The organism is Salinicola sp. LHM, assembly GCF_034479735.1.
Classification (GTDB): domain Bacteria; phylum Pseudomonadota; class Gammaproteobacteria; order Pseudomonadales; family Halomonadaceae; genus Salinicola; species Salinicola salarius.
This window is the reverse complement of sequence record NZ_CP140261.1, coordinates 830,811-850,499: the sequence shown is the minus strand read 5'-3', so window position 1 is coordinate 850,499 and position 19,689 is coordinate 830,811. Positions and strand designations below refer to the sequence as shown.

The following is a 19,689-nucleotide window of genomic DNA, read 5'->3' as shown; positions in this document are numbered from 1 at the left end:
GTAGCTCGTAGCTCGTAGCTCACGATTAAAGACCTTGCTTGAGACTCGCCTCGATAAACTGATCCAGATCGCCGTCGAGCACCTTGTCGCAGTTGCTGCTCTGCACGCCGGTTCGCAGATCCTTGATCCGCTGGTCATCGAGGACGTAGGAGCGAATCTGGCTGCCCCAGCCGATGTCGGCCTTGCTCTCTTCGGCCTGCTGCTTGGCAGCGTTGCGCTTCTGCATCTCGTGCTCCCACAGCTTCGCCTTCAACTGCTTCATGGCGAAGTCGCGGTTGGCGTGCTGGCTGCGCTGGCTCTGGCAGGCCACCACGATCCCCGTCGGCTCGTGGGTGATACGCACCGCCGAATCGGTGGTATTGACGTGCTGACCGCCGGCACCGCTGGAGCGGTAGGTGTCGGTTCGCAGATCGGCCGGATTGATCTCGACCTCGAAACTGTCGTCCACCTCGGGGGAAAGGAACACGGACGCGAACGAGGTGTGGCGACGCCCGCCGGAATCGAACGGGCTCTTGCGCACCAGACGGTGAACGCCGGTCTCGGTCCTGAGCCAGCCGAAGGCGTATTCGCCCTGCACGTGAATGGTGGCGGACTTGATCCCGGCCACTTCGCCCGCGGAGACTTCGGTCAGCTCGGCCTTGAAGCCATGATGCTCGGCCCAGCGCAGGTACATGCGCAGCAGCATGTTGGCCCAGTCCTGGGCTTCGGTGCCGCCGGAGCCGGCCTGGATGTCGAGATAGGCGTTGTTCTCGTCCATCTCGCCGGAGAACATGCGCCGGAATTCCAGCTTGTCGAGCTGGCCTTCGAGATACGCAAGCTCCTTGCGGACCTCGTCGATGGTCGCGTCGTCCTCTTCCATCACCGCCAGCTCGAGCAACTCGCGATTGTCGGTGAGGCCCGCATCGAGGGTATCGATGGTCTCGACCACGGCTTCCAGCGACGCCCGCTCCTTGCCCAGCTTCTGGGCATAGTCGGGATCGTTCCAGACGTCCGGGTTTTCCAGCTCGCGGGAGACTTCTTCTAGCCGGTCTTTCTTCTCGGCATAGTCAAAGATACCCCCTCAGGACGTCTGTCCGTTCGGACAGGTCCTTGATGAGGTTGTTGATCGGGTTGATCTCTTGCATGGGATTCCTGCCAACGTAGCCGCGGGCGCTCCCTCGGCTCGACGAATGCTGAACCGGAAAAACGAATCGAGAGAACGCCCCAAAAGGGCGCTCATTGTAGCCAACTGCCGGCATAGCGTCATCCCGCCAGACGCGGGCAAGCGCAAAGCGCTGTACGGCCGGGCTCGATGCGCTAAGGTTGGAAAATCATGAGCCATCTACCAATAACCATTCGGTCATCGATCACTCGGTCTTGACCCTCATTTCAGGGATAGCATTTCCATGTCACCGACTCGCCTTGCTGCCGCCATCGGTTTCGCTGCCACACTCACTGCCCTGCCGCTCCAGGCCGCGACGCTGCAGGTAGGCATTTCCGGCGATCCCGCCTCGCTCAGTCCGGCCAAGATCACCGGCGGCGTGTGGGAAGAGGACGTCCTGCGGGACATCTTCGAAGGCCCGATCGCCATCGATGCCGACGGCCAGATCATCCCCGGCGCTGCCGAAAGCTGGGAGATCTCCGACGACGGCAAGACCTACACCTTTCATCTGCGTGATGGTCTCGAATGGTCCGACGGCGAGCCGTTGACCGCCGACGACTTCGTCTACGCCTATCGCCATCAGGTCGATCCCAAGACTGCCTCCAACTACGCGCATCGGCTTTACCCGGTGGTCAACGCCCAGGCGATCAATGCCGGCGAAAAGCCGCTCGAGTCGCTGGGCGTCGAATCCCTGGACGACGGCAAGACGCTCAGGATCACGTTGAACGCGCCCACCGTCTATTTCCTCAAGACGCTGGTACTGCCGTTTGCCTATCCGATTCCGAAGCATGTCGTGGACGAATTCGGCGACGACTGGAGCGATCCGTCCCACATTGCGGTGAATGGCGCGTTCAAGCCGGTGAAGTGGGTCTCCAATACCGAACTGGAAACGGTCAAGAACCCGAACTTCCATGATGCCGACAACGTCAGCCTGGACGGCGTCGACTACTATCCGCTGGAGGACAAGAACGCCGGCATCCAGCGCTTCCGAGCCGGCGAGCTCGACATCCTGCGCGACTACCCGGCAGCACAGTACCCGCGCCTGTCGGAGAACCTGCCGGACGCCACCCACCTGTTTCCGTCGCTGGGCACCTACTACTACGTGTTCAACCTGCGTGACGGCTCGCCGGTAGCGGACAAGCGCGTGCGCGAAGCGCTGAGCCTGGCGATTCGTCGCGACGTGATCGCCAAGCAACTGCTGAAGGGTGGCGTCGAACCGGCCACCTCTCTCGTGCCCCCGGGCACCAGCGACTACGAGGCCCAGTCCCAGCCGGGGCTCGATGACGACATGGACAGCCGTCTGGCTCGTGCCAAGTCGCTGATGCAGGAAGCCGGCTACGGCCCGGACAAGCCGCTCGAGCTGACGCTGCGCTTCAACAGCGGCGACGAGCACCGCCAGATTGCCGTGGCGGTCGCCGCCATGTGGAAGCCGCTGGGGGTCGACATCGAACTCAGAAATACCGAAGCCAACGTGCACTACGCCGACCTGATGGAAGGCGATTTCCAGGTCGCCCGCGCCGCGTGGATCTCGAGCTACGACGACGCCCAGAATTTCCTGCAACTGTTGTCGGCGGAAACCAACAACTATGGCGGCTACCAGGACGAGGACTACAACGACCTGATCAGCCAGTCGGATGCCGAGCAGGACCCGGGCAAGCGCGCGCAGCTGATGCAGCAGGCCGAAGCCCTGGCGCTGGCCGACTATCCCCTGACACCGATCTATACCTACAGCTCGCGTAATCTGGTCAACCCTGCCGTCGATGGGTGGAACGACAACGCGCTGGATATGCACGCATCGCGCTGGGTGCAGCTTCCAGAGTCACGGGACGAACGCCCAGAGTGATTCGACTAACGTCTATCTGTGACTAGAATCACAACGAAGGCGGCGTCGTTGCCGCCTTCGCTCGGCCATATGCATGAAATGAAACGGACTATCGAGCATTTGAATTAGACGATGCATAAGCTTCACGCGAAGGTATCGCATCCGTTTCGCGGGCGTCCTCGCCAGTCGATAGTTCAGGAACGCATTCGGCCCGAGCCCCTGGCGAATGTGCCACAACAACAAGTCGGAGTTTCAACAGATGTCCAAACTGCATCTTCCCCGCGCACTGTTTCCGCTCAGCGCATTGGCGCTGGCCACCTCCCTGGCAGCCTCCCCGGCACTGGCAGAGACGCTCAATATCGGCGTTCAGGGCGAGCTCGCCTCGTTCGATACCTCGCAGGTTTCCGGTGGGGTATGGGAGTCCCAGGTGCTGATGGACGTCTACGAGGGTCTGGTCAAGCAATCACCGGACGGCGAGCTGCTGCCGGGCATGGCCACCGAGTGGGAAGTCTCCGACGACGGCAAGACCTATACCTTCCACATGCGGGAGGGAGCAAAGTGGTCCGACGGCGAGCCGGTCACCGCCGAAGATTTCGTGTTCGGCTGGCAGCATCTGCTGGCGCCGGAGAATGCCTCCAAGTACGCCTACATGCTCTATCCGATCGTCAATGCCGAGGCGATCAATACCGGCGACAAGAAAGCCGACACCCTCGGCGCCGAATCGCTGGACGGCGGCAAGACGCTCAAGGTCACGCTCAACCATCCGACGCCCTACTTCCTGCAGTTGCTGACCCACTACACCTCTTATCCGGTGCCCAAGCATCTGGTCGACGAGTACGGCAAGGATTGGGTCAAGCTCGACCATATCGCCTCCAACGGAGCGTTCAAGCCGGTGGACTGGGTCTCGCAGTCGCGCATCAGCGTCGAGAAGAACCCGGCCTACTACGATGCCGACGAGGTCTCGCTGGATGGCGTCAACTACTACACCGTCGAGGACCGCAACGCGGGTATTTCCCGTTTCCGCGCCGGCGAACTCGATGTGCTGTCCGACTATCCCTCCAGCCGCTATCAGTGGCTGAAGGACAATCTGCCCGATGCCACCCACATGAGCCCGATGCTCGGCTCCTACTACTACGTGCTCAACAATCGCGACGGCAACCCCACCGCCGACAAGCGCGTGCGTGAAGCGCTCAACCTGGCCATTCGTCGCAACGTGCTCTCCGAGCAGATCATGGCCGGCAGCTTCAAGGCTTCCACCGCCATGGTTCCGCCCGGCACCAGCCACTACGACGCCCAGCAGATGGACCTCGGCAGCGACGACATGAACGATCGCATGGCCCGCGCCAAGGCGCTGCTGAAGGAAGCCGGCTACGGTCCGGATCATCCGCTCGAACTGCGCCTGCGCTACAACACCAGCGACGAGCACAAGAAGATCGCCATCGCCGTGGCCGCGATGTGGAAGCCGCTGGGCATCAACGTGCAGATGATCAATTCCGAAGCGACCGTCCATTACCAGACCATCCAGCAAGGCGATTTCGATGTCGCCCGGGCCGGCTGGATCGCCGATTACAACGACGCCGAAAACTTCCTCACCCTGCTGCATACCGGCGTCGGCAACAACTACGGCGCCTACTCCAATCCCGAGTACGACAAGCTGATGGATCAGGCGGCGCAGACCCAGGATCTCGACGCCCGGGAAAACATTCTCGAGAAAGCCGAGAACGTGGCGCTGGACGACTATGCGTTCATTCCCATGCTGACCTACGTCACGCGCAACCTGGTGAATCCCAAGCTGGAAGGCTGGGCAGACAACGTCGAGGACGACCATCCGTCGCGCTGGGTCCACTTCACGGAGTAACGGCTTGAGTCGCTGCCAGGAGACGCCGAGGTGAGCTGTATAGGCGTTACCGTCGCCGGTTTATGGACTTCTCCCGAAGCGCCGCGGGCCATCGATGCCTCGGCGCTGGGCAACCCGGCTCTGCTGGAACACTGGCTGGCCGCGCTGGATGACGATACCCGGCTCGCGCTGTGCAAGGAGAAACGGCTCGCCACCCAGGTGCTGCTGGATACGCCAGTCGAGATACTCGAACGCCGTCGGGACAGCCAGGGCAACGACTGGTGTCGAGTGATAGTCCCGAGCCAGCCCTCGTCGCTCGATCCTCGCGGCTATCCCGGCTGGATTCCGGCCGCGCAGCTCGCCGAAGGGGATGGCTGCCTCGCCGTCACCGAAGCGGTAACAGTGGTCACGCCTGTCGCCTGGCTTCAGGAGCTGCCCCGGGGTCGATCGCTCAAGCTGAGCTTCCTGACTCGGCTGAGACTGGCTCATCCGGTCGCCAAAGACGCCAACCGCGTCTGGGTCGAGAGTGCGCTGGGGCGGGGCTGGCTGCCACGGAATTGTGTTCATCTGCCGGATGAACGCTTCCCGGCAACCGCCGCCACGCTGGAAAGGCTCGGCAGACGTTTCGATGGCCTGCGCTACCTGTGGGCCGGCAACTCGAGCTTCGGCTACGACTGCTCGGGGCTGGTGCACAGCCTGTTCGCCGCCATCGGCATCGCGCTGCCCCGCGACGCCTCCGATCAGATCGAGACGGGGCAGTCGGTCGAGAGTGGCGAGCGCCGACCCGGCGACCTGCTGTTCTTCGAAAAGCCCGATGACGAAGGCCGATTAGTGGTCGATCACGTCGCGCTCTATCTCGGCGACGACCGCATGCTGCACTCGCCGACCAACAACGCGCGTGTCGAATGCCGCCGACTCGGTGGCAGCCGCTATGCCGAACAGCTCTGCGCGGTGCGCCGCTACCTGTCCACGCCGGAAGCGTCCTGAGTCGAACCGCTGGCAAGATCAAGGCAGCAATGCAGAAAAGCGCCGCTATTGGCAACGAATGGAATACGATCGAGACGGGATTCCCGTTTCCGGCAACAAGCCCGACGAGAGTCCCGGCAACTAGGCCAGTAACAACAATCGTCTGATAACGGATGGACTCGATCATGCGTCAACCGCTCAAACATGGATCCCATCGGCGGCCCGGCAGATTCGGCCTCCCCCTGCTGCTGGGGCTGAGCCTGCTGGCCGGTACCGTTCAGGCCGCTACGCTGAGCATCGGTATTCAAGGCGAGCCCGCCTCGCTGGATACCGCCCGGATCGGCGGCAGCACCTGGGAGAACGACGTCCTGGGAGATCTGTTCGAAGGCCTGGTCACGCTGGACCCGGCCGGCGAGTACATCCCCGGCGCCGCCAGCGGCTGGGACCTCAGCGACGACGGCAAGGTCTATACCTTCAAGCTGCGCGACGATGCCAACTGGTCGGATGGCGAACCCGTGGTCGCCGAGGATTTCGTGCTCGCCTTCCAGCGCCTGTTCGATCCGGCCAATGGCGCCGTCTATGCCAGTCTGTTCTATCCGATTCGCGGCGCCGAGGCGCATACCAAGGGCGAGAAGGATGCCCCCGAACTCGGCGTCGAAGCCGTCGACGCCAAGACCTTGAAGATCACGCTCGACCAGCCGACGCCCTACTTCCCGACGCTGCTGGCCCATATCGCCGCGTCTCCGGTGCCGTCACATCTGATCGAGCAATTCGGCAACGACTGGACGCAGATGGGCCATATCGCGACCAACGGCGCCTTCACGCCGACCAGTTGGGTCTCCCACGATCATATCGCGGCGCGCAAGAACGTCGAGTTCCACGCCGCCGACGATGTCGCGCTGGATGGCGTCGACTACTACCCGGTCGAGGATCGCAGCGCCGGTCTGCAACGCTTCCGCGCCGGCGGTCTGGATATCGTCCGAGACTTCTCGCCGGATCGTTACCAGTGGCTGCAGGAGAATCTGCCCGACGCCGTTCATCTCGCGCCGCAGCTGGCCAACTACTACTTCGCGCTCAACCAGCGCGATGGCCACCCCACCGCCGACAAGCGGGTGCGGGAAGCGCTCAACCTGGCGATCCGCCGCGACGTCATCGCCGACAAGATCATGGGCGGCGTGGTCTCCCCGGCCAGCGGCTTCGTGCCGGAAGGGGTCAGTCATTTTGAGGCCCAGACCATGCCCGGCCTGGATCGGACGATGGAGGAGCGGGTTGCCGAGGCCAAGGGCCTGCTCGCGGACGCCGGCTACGGCCCCGATCATCCACTCGAGCTGACGCTGCGCTACTCCACCACCGAGGCCAACAAGCGCATCGCCGTGGCGCTGGCCGCGATGTGGAAGCCGCTCGGCGTCGAGACGCAACTGGTCAACGCCGAGGGCGCGGTTCACTACGCCGAGCTAGCCAACGGCAACTTCGATGTCGGGCGTGGCAGTTGGGTCGCGGACTTCGACGACGCCAGCAACTTCCTCGGCATCCTGCAGAGCGACTCGCCCAAGAATTACGGCGGCTATCGCAGTCAGGCGTTCGACGAGCTGATGGCCAAGGCCAGTCGCGAGACCGACATGGCCGCCCGCCAGCAACTGCTGCAGCAGGCCGAGCGACAGGCGCTTTCAGACTATGCGGTGGCACCGATCTACGTCGACGTCTCGCGCAACCTGGTCAACCCCAAGCTGGAAGGCTGGGAAGACAACGCCCTCAATCGGCATCTGTCGCGCTGGCTTTCGCTGCCGCAGGGAAACTGAGTCCCATCCCGAGCTGCGCCGGCAGAGGATGCACTCACGACAACAACAAAAGACACCGCTGGAGCGAGGGCGGAATCAGGCATGACGAAAACAACAGTCAGAAAACTGCTCGTTATTGCGGGCTGCGCGATTCTCACACTGACGCCGCCGATGGCAGTAGCCGATATCGAAGGGGGCAAGCAGATCCTGCGCCGCGCCAATGGGGCAGAACCCTCGTCACTGGATCCGCAGTTGATGACCGGGACCTGGGAGTCGGCCATCATCTCGGATCTGTTCGAGGGATTGCTCACACGAGACGCTGGTGGCAGCTCGATCCCGGGCGTTGCCGAGTCCTGGGACATCTCCGACGACGGACTGCACTACACCTTTCACCTGCGTGGCGATGCAAAATGGTCGGACGGAACGCCGCTGACCGCCGACGATTTCGTCTATGCCTGGCGTCGAATCCTGAGTCCGGAACTCGCCGCCCCCTATGCCTACATGCTGTATCCGATTCTCAACGCCCGCGCCTATAACCAGGGCGAACAGCCGGCCGACGCGCTGGGCGTCGAGGCCAGCGACGACCACACGCTGAGCGTAACGCTGGCCCGCCCCACGGGCTATTTCCTGGAGATGCTAAGCCACGCATCGACTTACCCGGTTCCACGCACCGCCATCGAGCAGTACGGCAGCGACTGGACCAAGCCCGGTCACATGATTTCAAACGGCGCCTTCGAGCTGACCGAATGGATCTCCCACGACCACATCGCAGCGGTGAAGAACCCCGACTTCCACGACGCCGCCAATGTCGCGCTCGACGAGGTCCGGTTTCTGCCCATCGACGACGGTCGAGCCGCCCTCAATCGCTTTCGCGCCGGCGAAGTCGACATGACCAGCAGTGTGCCGACCGATCGCATCGAGTGGGCACGCGAGAACCTGCCCGACGCGCTGCATGAAACACCGACGCTGGCGACGTTCTATTTCGCTTTCAATCAGCGGCCGGACAGCGTTCTTGATGATCTCCGTATCCGCGAGGCGCTCAACCTTGCCGTTCGGCGTGACATCATCACGACGAAAATTACCCGACTCAATCAGCCCCTCGCCTACAGCCTGGTGCCCACCGCAATCAGCAATTATGACGGCCCCGAGTTCGACTTTGCCCAGGAACCGACGGATGAGCGGCTTGCCGAAGCGAAAGCGCTCATGCAGGACGCCGGCTACAGCCCAGATCACCCCCTGCATCTGACGATCGACTACATCACCAACCAGGACACCAAGCGCATCCCGGTTGCCATGGCCGCGATGTGGAAACCGCTCGGGGTCGAGGTCACGCTCACCAACAGCGACGCCGCCGTCTATTACTCGAAATTGCGCCAGGGCGACTTCCAGATCGGCATGGCGCCGTGGAACGCCGACTACAACGACGCCAGCAACTTCCTGGATCTGTTCCGCACCGGCGTACCCAACAATCACTCCGGCTATAGCAACGCCGACTACGACGCCATGATGGAGCGCGCCTCGAACGAGCTGGATCTGGACAAGCGCGCGCAGCTCATGGCCGACGCGGAAGGCATTCTGCTGGACGACTACGCCATGTTGCCGCTCTATTTTTACATTCGGCCGGCACTGGTCTCGCCGTCGCTTTCCGGCTGGGAGGAGAGCCCGATGGACGATCATCTGAGCCGCTGGATGTACTTCAAAGATGCCGAATGACGATGCCGACTAGAGAGTTATTCATGACCGCAGCCAAGCCGAGAAGAGGCCGCAACACATGCTGATCTACACCCTCAAGCGCCTGCTGCAGGCTATCCCCACCCTGCTGATCGTGATCACGATTTCGTTCTTCCTGATGCGGGTGGCGCCGGGCGGCCCGTTCGACGGCGAACGCCAGCTGCCGCCGGAGATCGAGGCCAATCTGATGGCGGCCTATCATCTCGACGAGCCGTTGCCGATGCAGTACCTGCGCTACATGGGCAATCTGCTCCAGGGCGATTTCGGGCCGTCGTTCAAGTACAAGGACTTTTCGGTCACCGAGCTGATCATTCAGGGCTTCCCGGTAAGTCTGGAAATCGGGGGGCTGGCGATACTGCTGGCGCTGATCGTCGGACTGCCGCTGGGCATCGCGGCGGCGCTGAAGCGCAACTCGACGATCGACTATCTGGTCATGGGCACGGCGCTGACCGGTATCGCGGTTCCCAACTTCGTGATCGCGCCGATCTTCGCGCTGGTGTTCGGGGTGCTGCTGGGGTGGCTGCCGGCGGGCGGCTGGAACGGCGGCGCCCTGCCCAATCTGGTGCTCCCGGTCGTGGCACTGTCGATCCAGCAGATCGCCTATATCGCGCGGATGATGCGCGCCAGCATGATCGAGGTCCTGGGTAGCCACTTCATCCGCACCGCCCGCGCCAAGGGGCTCAACGAGGGCGAGGTGATCTGGCGCCATGCCATTCGCCCCGCCCTGCTGCCGGTGATGTCCTACCTCGGCCCGGCCATCGCCGGGATCATCACCGGTTCCGTGGTCATCGAGCAGATCTTCGGCATTCCCGGCATCGGCCGCTACTTCGTGCAGGGCGCGCTCAACCGCGACTACACCCTGGTGATGGGTACCGTGGTCTTCTACGGCGTTTTGATCGTGCTGATGAACCTGATCGTCGACCTGCTCTATTCGGCACTCGATCCCCAGATCCGCTATGACGACTGATTCACTACAACGACTCGACCGTGACGATGATCCGAGCATGACAATGACGATCATGACCAAGAACAGGGAGGCCGCTGATGACATCCGAATCCAAGCCCTATAGCGGCGAACAGCCGGATGGCGCCCCGCTACCCGCCGGCGGCCCCAATCCGCCCCGATCCCCAGACCCCAAAGCTGGCGCGGCACCGGTGGGTGAAAGCCTGGCTCGCGACGCCTGGCGTCGTCTCAGTCAGAACCGCGCTGCCATGGCCAGCCTGGGCCTGCTGATCGCGATCATCGTGGTCTGCATCGTCGGCCCGTGGCTGCTGCCGTGGGGGCTTGCCGAAGTCGACTGGAACGCCTTCGGCACCGGTCCGACGCTGGAAGGCGCGCACTATCTCGGCACCGATGCCAACGGCCGCGACCTGCTCACCCGCGTGCTTTATGGCGGGCGCGTGTCACTGTCGGTGGCGCTGGTCGCTTCTTTCGTCAGCCTGGTGATCGGCGTTCTCTACGGCGCCATCTCGGGGTATCTGGGCGGTCGCGTCGACAACTACATGATGCGCTTCGTCGACATCATGTATTCGCTGCCGTTCATGTTCCTGGTGATCCTGCTGATGGTGGTGTTCGGCCGCAACATCTTCCTGATCTACGCCGCCATCGGCGCGGTGGAGTGGCTCGATATGGCACGTATCGTGCGCGGCCAGACCCTGGCGCTGAAACGCCGCGAGTTCATCGAGGCGGCCCATGCGCTCGGCGTGCGCGACACCAAGATCGTCACCCGCCACCTGATACCCAACGCCATCGGACCGGTGATCATCTACGTCACCCTGACCGTACCCAAGGTGATCCTGCTCGAGAGCTTCCTGTCGTTTCTGGGACTCGGCGTGCAGGAGCCGCTGACCAGCTGGGGCGTGCTGATTTCAGAGGGCGTGGACATGATGGAAAGCGCGCCGTGGATGCTGCTGGTGCCGTCGTTCTTCCTCGCGGCGACGCTGTTCTGTCTCAACTTCCTGGGCGATGGGCTGAGAGACGCCCTCGACCCGCGCACACGCTAAGGAGCCGTTTCATGAGTTCTTTGCTCGAAATCGACAAGCTCAGCGTGACGTTCCGGTTGCCCACCGGCCCGGTGACCGCGGTCAAGGACGTGAGCTTCACCATTGCCGAGGGCGAGACGCTGGCCCTGGTCGGCGAATCCGGCTCCGGCAAGTCGGTGACCTCCACCGCCGCCATGCGCCTGCTGCCCGAGCTCGCCGAGACCACCGGTGCCATCCGCTTCAACGGCGAGGACCTGCTCGAAGTGACGCCCAAGCGCATGCGCCGTGTCCGCGGCAATGACATCTCGATGATCTTCCAGGAGCCGATGACCTCGCTCAATCCGCTGCACCGTATCGGTCGCCAGATCGGCGAGGTGCTGGTCAAGCACAAGCAACTGACGGGCAACGCCAATCGCCAGCGGGTGCTGGAGCTGCTGAACCAGGTCGGCATCCCCGAGCCGGAGCGGCGCATCGACAGCTATCCGTACGAACTTTCCGGCGGTCAGCGTCAGCGCGTGATGATTGCGATGGCGCTGGCCTGCGAACCCAAGCTGCTGATCGCCGACGAACCGACCACGGCGCTCGATGTCACGGTCCAGGCGCAGATCCTCGAGCTGCTCAAGTCGCTGCAGGCCGAGTACGGCATGGCGATCCTGTTCATCACCCATGACCTGAGCATCGTTCGCCATTTTGCCGATCACGTCGCGGTGATGCGCTATGGCGAAGTGGTCGAGAGCGGCCGCACGCTCGAGGTGTTCGACAACCCCCGCCACGACTACACCCGCATGCTGCTGGACGCCATTCCGCGCGGGCGCAAGGAGCCCGCCCCGGCAGACGCACCGGTGCTGATGAGCGGGCGCGATATCAAGGTGCGCTTCCCCCTCAAGAAGCGCCTGTTCGGCAAGAGCGAGTACTTCGAGGCCGTGCGTGGCATCGACCTGTCGATTCGCCGCGGCGAGACGCTGGGCATCGTCGGCGAGTCCGGTTCCGGCAAGTCGACCCTCGGCCGCGCCCTGCTGCGACTGCTGAAGTCCGAAGGCGACATCCGCTTCGAGGAGGCCGACATCTCCGGGCTCGACAAGTCCGGCATGCGTCCGCTGCGCTCGCGTCTACAGGTCGTGTTCCAGGATCCTTTCGGTTCGCTCTCCCCGCGCATGACGGTGGGCGACATCATCAGCGAAGGCCTCAAGGTGCATCATCCGGAAATGAACCGCCGCCAGCGCGAGGCGGAAGTCATCGCCGCGCTGGAAGAGGTCGCCCTCGACCCCGCCATGCGCAACCGCTACCCCCACGAGTTTTCCGGCGGCCAGCGCCAGCGTATCGCCATCGCCCGTGCGCTGATCCTCAAGCCGGAACTGCTGCTGCTCGACGAGCCAACCTCGGCGCTCGACCGCTCGGTCCAGGTTCGCGTCATCGACCTGCTGCGCGACCTCCAGAAGAAGCACGGCCTGACCTATCTCTTCATCAGCCACGATCTCTCGGTGGTGCGCGCGCTCTCCGACGATGTGATGGTGATGAAGGAAGGCCGCGTCATCGAACACGGCTCGGTGGAAGCGATTTTCTCCAATCCACGAGAACCCTATACCCAGGCGCTGCTGAAAGCGGCATTTCTGGAGAGCGAAGCCGCCTAACGCCTTTCTCTTCCAATAACAACAGAATTTGGCCGCGGATGCCCCAAGGACACCCGCCTGGGACATCTGCGGCCAAAAAGCGGGGATTACACCCCAAACCCCACTCCTGAAAGGGAGCCAAAGATGTTCTTGAGTACAAAGTCCATAACAACGGGACTCTTTTCCTTCACTGCACTAGTGGCATTGGCAGGTTGCCAGAACTACACCCCGGCAGGTGACGGTGCCGGCAGTTTCGAGCGTGGCAAGCTGGAGATGAGCGCACCACCCGAGCTGGTCGATAGATTCCACTCCCTGGACAGCGACGGCGACGGCGTCATCGATGTCAGCGAAGCGCGCTCGGATTCCGATCTGATGGGGGCGTTCGGCACTGCTGATATCGACAGCGATCGCCAACTCTCGCTGGGAGAGTTTCTGAACAGCCAGGCCGTCGATAACAACTGATCGCACAAGCGATCAATATCATCGAACCAGTGATCGCACTCTTTAAACGAGTGAACACTCTTTATAAAAACAGTTAGCAAGAGTCATCATGATGAATAAAACGTTTGTGGCGACCCTCGTCGCTACCGGGACCCTTTTGGCCAGCCAATCCGTTCTGGCCGTGACGCTATACGAAACGACTCAGGACAAGCTGACCTTCAGCGGGCGCATCGCGGCGGGGAGCAGCTTCGTCGACGACGTCCATGACGATCACGATCCGACCAACGCGGGTTCTCGCGTTCGCCTGATTCACGAACACAACTTCAAGGGCGGCTGGTCCTCTATTGCGCGCGCTGAATGGGGCTTCACGCCCTTTTTTGAAAACGGAAGCGACGAGCATTACAAGCGCCTGCTCTATGCCGGTGTCAGCCATGATGATTACGGCACCATTCTGATCGGCAAGCAGTATTCACTGTGGTACGACATGGTAGGCGTATGGACCGACTGGTTCTGGTATAACGGCGCCACCGCTCAGGGCAGTTTCAACGGCGTCAATGGTGATGGCGGCATCGAAGGTAACGGCCGGCCCGACAATGCCATCTCCTACAAGAACAGCTGGGGCGACTGGACGCTCGGCTTGCTCTATCAGACTTCACGCGACGACGTTCCCGCTTCGTCAGGTTACAGCGGCAATCTGACAGGTTTCGAACGCAACTATACGGCCCAGGGGGCCGCAGTCTACCAGCCCACCGATGAATGGTCCTTCGGCTTCACCTATACCCATAGTGACATCGATGGCAAACGCGCGGGCGGAGGCAAGCAATCGGAGAATGTCGACGCGGGACTGTTAGGCGCGCGCTGGACTCCCGGAAACTGGTATTTCGCGCTGACCGCGGGCGAATACCACAACCTGATTCGCGACGGTAACTTCAGCGGTGTCGAGAACGCCGACGGTATCGTCGACGAGGCACGCGGCTACGAAGGCGTTGCGCTCTACAACGTCAAGAATCAGGTACCCGGCACGGTACAGCTCTATACGGGCCTGAACCGTCTGGAAGACCGCGATTCGGATGCCCGCAACGCCTTCTATCTCGCTGGCGCGGCATGGCTTCTGTTCGACGACAACCTGATTCTCGCGGTCGAACAGAAGTTCGACGACTCGAGAAATGCCGACGACAGCGACTACGCCAACGACGAGACTGACCTGCTGGTGCGCTATAACTTCTAACCTTTGTCGCCAGGTGACTCCGGTCCCGACCGGAGCCACCGTTTCCAGAACGCCGTGCAAACGTTCGGAAGCTACGTCACCGGGATATTGTTCCTGACGATCGATTGCCGCTGCCATTGGTAGCGGCTTTTTTGCGAAAGTAGCCGTATTTTTGCAAAACAGAATGCATGAAGAGAGCCGGCCGCGGGCGCCTGACTCGACTCTCAAAAAGCAAAACCCCGGCCTGAGCCGGGGTCGTGTTAACGCTATGGTCGTGAAATCAGAAGCGATAGGTCGCCTGCAGCCCAAACAGGTTCAAGCTGTTGTCGTACTCGGCGTGGTAAGAGGTACCGTTGGCATCCTGAAGATCGACGTCCGCCCTATCCTCCCAGATGTAGCTGTAGGCCGCATCAATGGTCAAATCATCGATCGGTGTCCAGCCGGCACCGATCGAGACCAGCGTTCGATCGGCCGAAGGTACGCGTGGGCTACGATGCTCATCGTTGATTGGCGATTCGTCATAGCCGATGCCGGTACGCAGGATCCACTGGGGGTTGACGCGATAAGACAAGCCGGCCCGATATTGCCAGACATCGTCATACTTCTGTTCCTCGACGATATCGCCGGTTGGCGCGTCCGATCCGACATTCACGCTGATTTCATCGAAGCGGCTCCAGCGGATGTAGCTCGCGCCAGCCATCAATGTCCAGCGATCGTCGAGTTGGTGCGTCACGGAGAAGTCGATCGTTTCCGGCAACGTGATCGCCAGCCCCGCATCGCTAGTGGTGGTAGTCGGAGACAAGGGGTTGGCAGCATTGAAGACGTTCTCGTAATCGACGTCCCCATCAAGATCAAAGTCGACCTTGGAGTGATAGGTCAAGCCAAGCGTCGTCGATTCCACCGGCTTGTAGATCATGCCGATATTATAACCCCAAGCATCGTCGTCGCCTTCGACATTGACGGTGCCGTCACCGGTGCCGCCCATCGTAGCCGGCAAGGGATTGGGCGTCTTGCTTTCAAGCTCACCGTTGATGTGGTTCCAGGTCACACCGACCCCGATCGCGAATTGGTCACTGAAGCGATAGGAGAGCGTCGGCTGGACGGTGAATACCTCGACTTCACTGTAATTGCCGAAGTAGCGGCCCTGGAAATCGTCATCGTAGTCGGTAACCAGACCGAATGGCACGTAGGCGCCGAGGCCAAAGGTCCAGCGGTCGTTGATCGGCTGCACGTAGTAACCGAACGGGATCGCCTTGTGGGGAATCATGTCGCCATCGTTACTGCCTTGGGAGGGAACGGCGCCGATGACCGGCCCGCCAGCGCCGACGCCGGTGACCGCCGGCTGAGTTCCGCTGGTTTCATCGATATCGGCGCTGGCATCGATAAGGTCAGCACCAGCCGTGATCTGGGCACGATCGAGAAAGGACATTCCCGCCGGATTGCCATAGACGATGGAAGCATCCTGCACGTTGGAGGCACGCCCCGCCCAGGACGTGCCCTGGCCGCTGACGCTCTGTTCCTGAAGCTGGAAGGAGGCGGCAAAGACCTGCCCCGATGCTGCCATGCCCGCCAAAGCGATGGCCAATGACAGACGGTGATAACGAATCATCATGATTGATTCCCTCTGGACTCAGGAAGCCGCCGCGGCGTCTTGCCCGCCTGTTAATGCGGTCGGTAATTCCATTGTTATCTGAGCCATTCCCCAAGGTAAGAAGACTGGACTTTTCGATATCCGTTTTGACGGAATGGCGATTTAGCGTCAATGCGCAAACGGTCGTTTTAATCGCTTTTTGGAAATTTCTTTAGTCGTAAGACCAACCGCTAAAGCGCCGATTTACAGCATCGGGCTACGTGATGGCAGCGCTTGACCCTTGGGCTACACCTAGGTTTTAGACTGATGTTATCCATGGATCAGCGAGGACATCCGATGAAGGTAACCGAACTGGCCCGAACTGCCGGCGTCACGGCCGAGACGGTGCGCCACTACACGCGCCAGGCGCTGTTGAAGCCGCGCCGTGACCCCGACAACGGCTATCAGCTGTTCGATCAGCAGGATCTCGACCGGCTACGTTTCATCCAGCGAGCGAGAACGCTGGGCTTCAGCCTCAAGGAGATCGCCGACATTCTCGAGCAGGCCGATCAAGGCGACTCGCCCTGCCCGCTGGTGCGCGACCTGCTGGCCGCTCGCCTGCCGCAGATCCATGCCCGGATCCGCGAGCTCCAGGCGCTGGCGGATCGCATGGAGCGAGCGATGAGCGACTGGTCACGGCTGCCGGATGGCACGCCCGATGGCCACAGCATCTGCCGATTGATCGAGCAGACGCCCGATACCCACGATGAGTGCTGCGCTCCGGCAAGGAGGAACGCATGAACCGCTACCAATACCGCGTCGATGCCATGCATTGCCAGGGCTGCATCAAGCGCATGCGCGAGGCCATTCAGGCCGAGGACGCCAAGGCCGAAGTCAGCGGCGAACCGGCCGATCACCGACTTCAAGTCGACAGCATGCTGCCACGGGATCGGATAGCCCAGTTGCTGACCGAGGCCGGCTATCCCCCGGCCACCGAGCACGGGTCACACGTTTTCACCATCCCGGCGATGAGCTGCCAGGGCTGCGTCAAGCGCATGCGCGAGGCCGTTCAGGCCGAGGACGCCAAGGCCGAAGCCAGCGGCGAACCCGCCGATCACCGACTTCAAGTCGACAGCACGCTATCACGGGATCGGGTCGCTCAGCTGTTGACCGCGGCCGGCTATCCGCCCGCAGACGAGGCAGCTGCCGAGACCGAGGCGCGTGAGAGCGAGCCCGACCGGACCGACGATCCCCGGCCATCCGACGACGCCGCCCCATCCGATAGCCAGGCGGACGAGACGATGGAGGCCGGCCAGCTACAGCGACTATCGATCAGTGGCATGACCTGCGCCGGTTGCGTCAACGCGGTGCAGAAAGCGCTCTCGAAAACCCCCGGCGTCCAGCATGCCCAGGTCAACTTCGCCAGCGAGACGGCCCAGGTCAGCGGCCAGGCCAGCATCGCCGATCTGATCGCGGCGGTCGAGAACGTCGGCTATGGCGCCTCGCCGATCGAGGATCTACGCGAGGCATCCGCCAAGCGTCAGCAGAATGCCTCTCGGCAGGCCCGTCGCCATGCGATCGAATCGGCGGTCAGCCTGGCGCTGGGCGTACCGATGATGCTGGCGATGTTCTTCCATATGCCGCAGCTCGAGGGCGGCGAGCGCTGGATCTGGCTGCTCCTGGGGCTGGCCACGCTGGGCGTGCTGGCGACCGCGGGTCGTCGCTTCTTCGACGGCGCCTGGAAAGCGTTCCGTCATCATCAGGCCAACATGGATACCCTGATCGCCCTGGGCAGTGCCGCCGCCTGGCTCTATTCGATGGCCGTGGTGCTGTTCCCGACGGCGATTCCCGAGGGATCCCGACATCTCTATTTCGAAGCGTCGTTGATGATCATCGGTCTGATCGGCATCGGCCAGACGCTGGAGCTCAAGGCTCGGGGACGTACCAGCCAGGCGCTGTCCCGTCTGCTCGACCTGCAAAGCAAGACGGCTCGGGTGATTCGCGACGGACAAGAGCGCGATATCGAGATCGAGCAGGTTCGGGTGAACGATCGAATCCGGGTGCGCCCGGGCGAACGCCTGCCGGTCGATGGCGATGTCGAGGAGGGAGAGAGCTTCATCGACGAGTCGATGCTCACCGGGGAGCCGGAACCGGTACGCAAGGCGGCCGGAGATCGGGTCAGCGCCGGCACCGTCAACGGCAAGGGAACCCTCGTCTATCGCACGAGCCATGTCGGCGACGACACCCGGCTGGGACGCATCGTCGACCAGGTCTCCCGCGCCCAGGAGTCGCGGCCGCCGATCGGCGCACTGGCGGACAAGGTCTCGGCGATCTTCGTGCCCAGCGTGATGATCGTCGCCGTCGTCACCGCGCTGCTCTGGTTCAACTTTGGTCCCGCGCCGCAGCTCGTACACATGCTGGTGGCGGCGACCACCGTACTGATCATCGCCTGCCCCTGCGCCCTGGGCCTCGCGACACCGATCTCGACCATGATCGGCATCGGCAAGGCCGCCGAGTACGGCATCCTGATTCGCGACGGCGAAGCGCTACAGACCGCCAGTCGGTTGACCACGTTGGTGGTCGACAAGACCGGCACCCTGACCGAGGGCAAGCCGCGGGTCACCGACAGCCGCTACTGGCTGGAGCAAGCGCGCGTCGATGCCGTAGTGGCCGCCCTGGAGCGCGGCTCGGAGCATCCGCTGGCCGACGCCTTGCTGAAACACGTCGGGGATACGGCGGACGATGTGACGATCCGTGATTTCCAGGGCCTGACCGGCCGGGGCGTCAGCGCGGCTCTGGATGACGGCAGCCAAGTGCTTTTGGGCAACGCCGCACTGATGAAGGAGCACGGCATCGATGTGACCACTGCCGCCTCCGATGCCGAGCAGTGGCAGGCACAGGCGACCAGCGTGATCTACCTCGCCATCGGCGGCGAACTCGCAGCCCTGTTCGGTATTCGTGACGCGCTGAGGGCGGACAGCCGCGCGGCGATCTCGCGGCTGAAGGCCGAGGGTCTGACCGTGGTAATGCTGAGCGGCGACAATCGCGCCACCGCCGAAGCCATCGCCCGGGAAGCGGGCATCGACGAGGTTCGCGCCGAACTGATGCCCGGCGACAAGCAACAGGCCATTGCCGAGCTGCAGCAACGCGATGAACGTGTCGGCATGGTCGGTGACGGCATCAACGATGCACCGGCGCTGGCACAGGCCGAGGTCGGCTTCGCCATCGGCCAGGGCACCGATATCGCCATCGAAAGCGCCGGCATGACGCTGATGCGAAACTCGCTGCACGGCGTCGGCGACGCCATCGCCATCAGCCGTGCCACGCTCTCCAACATCAAGCAGAACCTGTGGGGCGCCTTCGGCTACAACGCGTTGGGCATCCCGATTGCCGCCGGTATACTCTACCCGTTCACCGGCATGCTGCTGTCGCCGATGATCGCGGCCCTGGCGATGTCGCTCTCCTCGGTCACGGTGGTCAGCAATGCCAACCGGCTACGGCTGTTCCGGCCCGATAGCGGCCAAGGTTCGACAATCCAGACCAACGCAAGCGCAAAGGAAGCGACGGCATGATACTTCTGCTCAACACCTTGGGCATCGCCGT

The 19,689-nt window shown here is 62.5% G+C and carries 14 protein-coding genes; 12 read left to right on the top strand and 2 right to left on the bottom strand.

Translation table 11 applies throughout. From position 1 onward, the window contains the following. Positions 1 to 25: 25 nt before the first annotated feature. Positions 26 to 1,124 (bottom strand): peptide chain release factor 2 gene (gene prfB, locus R5R73_RS04070; RefSeq protein WP_139284292.1). Its coding sequence is split into 2 segments (ribosomal slippage): positions 26 to 1,048 and positions 1,050 to 1,124, totalling 1,098 coding nucleotides; the frame shifts between segments, so codons are not numbered across the junction. A gap of 261 nt (positions 1,125 to 1,385) precedes the next feature. On the opposite strand from prfB, the gene R5R73_RS04065 reads away from it, so the two are divergent. From R5R73_RS04065 to R5R73_RS04020, 10 genes are all read left to right on the top strand, one after another. After that, on the top strand, positions 1,386 to 2,984 hold the full coding sequence (locus R5R73_RS04065; protein WP_322528864.1) for a peptide ABC transporter substrate-binding protein: 1,599 nt from the start codon (positions 1,386 to 1,388) through the stop codon (positions 2,982 to 2,984). Positions 2,985 to 3,222: 238 nt separating this feature from the next. Continuing rightward, entirely contained in the window at positions 3,223 to 4,821 is a 1,599-nt protein-coding gene (locus R5R73_RS04060) for a peptide ABC transporter substrate-binding protein (protein WP_322528863.1), read from the top strand. 30 nt (positions 4,822 to 4,851) lie between these two features. Further along, a complete protein-coding gene (locus tag R5R73_RS04055) occupies positions 4,852 to 5,787 on the top strand; it encodes a C40 family peptidase (protein WP_322528862.1) in 936 nt (311 codons plus the stop codon). 164 nt (positions 5,788 to 5,951) lie between these two features. Next, on the top strand, positions 5,952 to 7,565 hold the full coding sequence (locus tag R5R73_RS04050; RefSeq protein ID WP_322528861.1) for a peptide ABC transporter substrate-binding protein: 1,614 nt from the start codon (positions 5,952 to 5,954) through the stop codon (positions 7,563 to 7,565). Positions 7,566 to 7,646: 81 nt separating this feature from the next. Beyond that, entirely contained in the window at positions 7,647 to 9,257 is a 1,611-nt protein-coding gene (locus R5R73_RS04045; protein ID WP_322528860.1) for a peptide ABC transporter substrate-binding protein, read from the top strand. Between the two features lie 58 nt (positions 9,258 to 9,315). Further along, complete coding sequence (gene oppB / locus R5R73_RS04040; RefSeq protein ID WP_322528859.1) at positions 9,316 to 10,242, top strand: oligopeptide ABC transporter permease OppB; 927 nt, start codon at positions 9,316 to 9,318, stop codon at positions 10,240 to 10,242. Between the two features lie 77 nt (positions 10,243 to 10,319). After that, positions 10,320 to 11,279 carry an ABC transporter permease gene (locus R5R73_RS04035; protein WP_110631995.1) on the top strand — a complete coding sequence of 320 codons (960 nt, stop codon included), beginning with the start codon at positions 10,320 to 10,322 and terminating at the stop codon, positions 11,277 to 11,279. Between the two features lie 11 nt (positions 11,280 to 11,290). Continuing rightward, entirely contained in the window at positions 11,291 to 12,889 is a 1,599-nt protein-coding gene (locus tag R5R73_RS04030; RefSeq protein WP_276233164.1) for an ABC transporter ATP-binding protein, read from the top strand. Between the two features lie 123 nt (positions 12,890 to 13,012). Further along, on the top strand, positions 13,013 to 13,330 hold the full coding sequence (locus tag R5R73_RS04025; protein ID WP_322528858.1) for an EF-hand domain-containing protein: 318 nt from the start codon (positions 13,013 to 13,015) through the stop codon (positions 13,328 to 13,330). A 91-nt stretch (positions 13,331 to 13,421) separates the two neighbouring features. Further along, on the top strand, positions 13,422 to 14,537 hold the full coding sequence (locus R5R73_RS04020; RefSeq protein WP_276233166.1) for a porin: 1,116 nt from the start codon (positions 13,422 to 13,424) through the stop codon (positions 14,535 to 14,537). 259 nt (positions 14,538 to 14,796) lie between these two features. On the opposite strand, the gene R5R73_RS04015 is transcribed toward R5R73_RS04020, so the two are convergent. Continuing rightward, entirely contained in the window at positions 14,797 to 16,128 is a 1,332-nt protein-coding gene (locus R5R73_RS04015) for an OmpP1/FadL family transporter (RefSeq protein ID WP_322528857.1), read from the bottom strand. Between the two features lie 315 nt (positions 16,129 to 16,443). Here R5R73_RS04015 and R5R73_RS04010 point away from each other — a divergent pair, with 315 nt between their 5' ends. After that, on the top strand, positions 16,444 to 16,887 hold the full coding sequence (locus R5R73_RS04010) for a MerR family transcriptional regulator (protein WP_110632019.1): 444 nt from the start codon (positions 16,444 to 16,446) through the stop codon (positions 16,885 to 16,887). Positions 16,888 to 17,114: 227 nt separating this feature from the next. Continuing rightward, the gene (locus tag R5R73_RS04005) at positions 17,115 to 19,658 is read left to right on the top strand and encodes a heavy metal translocating P-type ATPase (protein WP_322529558.1); all 2,544 of its coding nucleotides are present in this window, start codon (positions 17,115 to 17,117) and stop codon (positions 19,656 to 19,658) included. Positions 19,659 to 19,689: the final 31 nt, after the last annotated feature.

Coding starts and splice junctions, on each gene's coding strand:
- R5R73_RS04065 (WP_322528864.1), top strand. CDS start 1,386: ATGTCACCGACTCGCCTTGCTGCCGCCATCGGTTTCGCTGCCACACTC.
- R5R73_RS04060 (WP_322528863.1), top strand. CDS start 3,223: ATGTCCAAACTGCATCTTCCCCGCGCACTGTTTCCGCTCAGCGCATTG.
- R5R73_RS04050 (WP_322528861.1), top strand. CDS start 5,952: ATGCGTCAACCGCTCAAACATGGATCCCATCGGCGGCCCGGCAGATTC.
- R5R73_RS04045 (WP_322528860.1), top strand. CDS start 7,647: ATGACGAAAACAACAGTCAGAAAACTGCTCGTTATTGCGGGCTGCGCG.
- oppB (WP_322528859.1), top strand. CDS start 9,316: ATGCTGATCTACACCCTCAAGCGCCTGCTGCAGGCTATCCCCACCCTG.
- R5R73_RS04035 (WP_110631995.1), top strand. CDS start 10,320: ATGACATCCGAATCCAAGCCCTATAGCGGCGAACAGCCGGATGGCGCC.
- R5R73_RS04030 (WP_276233164.1), top strand. CDS start 11,291: ATGAGTTCTTTGCTCGAAATCGACAAGCTCAGCGTGACGTTCCGGTTG.
- R5R73_RS04025 (WP_322528858.1), top strand. CDS start 13,013: ATGTTCTTGAGTACAAAGTCCATAACAACGGGACTCTTTTCCTTCACT.
- R5R73_RS04020 (WP_276233166.1), top strand. CDS start 13,422: ATGAATAAAACGTTTGTGGCGACCCTCGTCGCTACCGGGACCCTTTTG.
- R5R73_RS04015 (WP_322528857.1), bottom strand. CDS start 16,128: ATGATGATTCGTTATCACCGTCTGTCATTGGCCATCGCTTTGGCGGGC.
- R5R73_RS04010 (WP_110632019.1), top strand. CDS start 16,444: ATGAAGGTAACCGAACTGGCCCGAACTGCCGGCGTCACGGCCGAGACG.
- R5R73_RS04005 (WP_322529558.1), top strand. CDS start 17,115: ATGAGCTGCCAGGGCTGCGTCAAGCGCATGCGCGAGGCCGTTCAGGCC.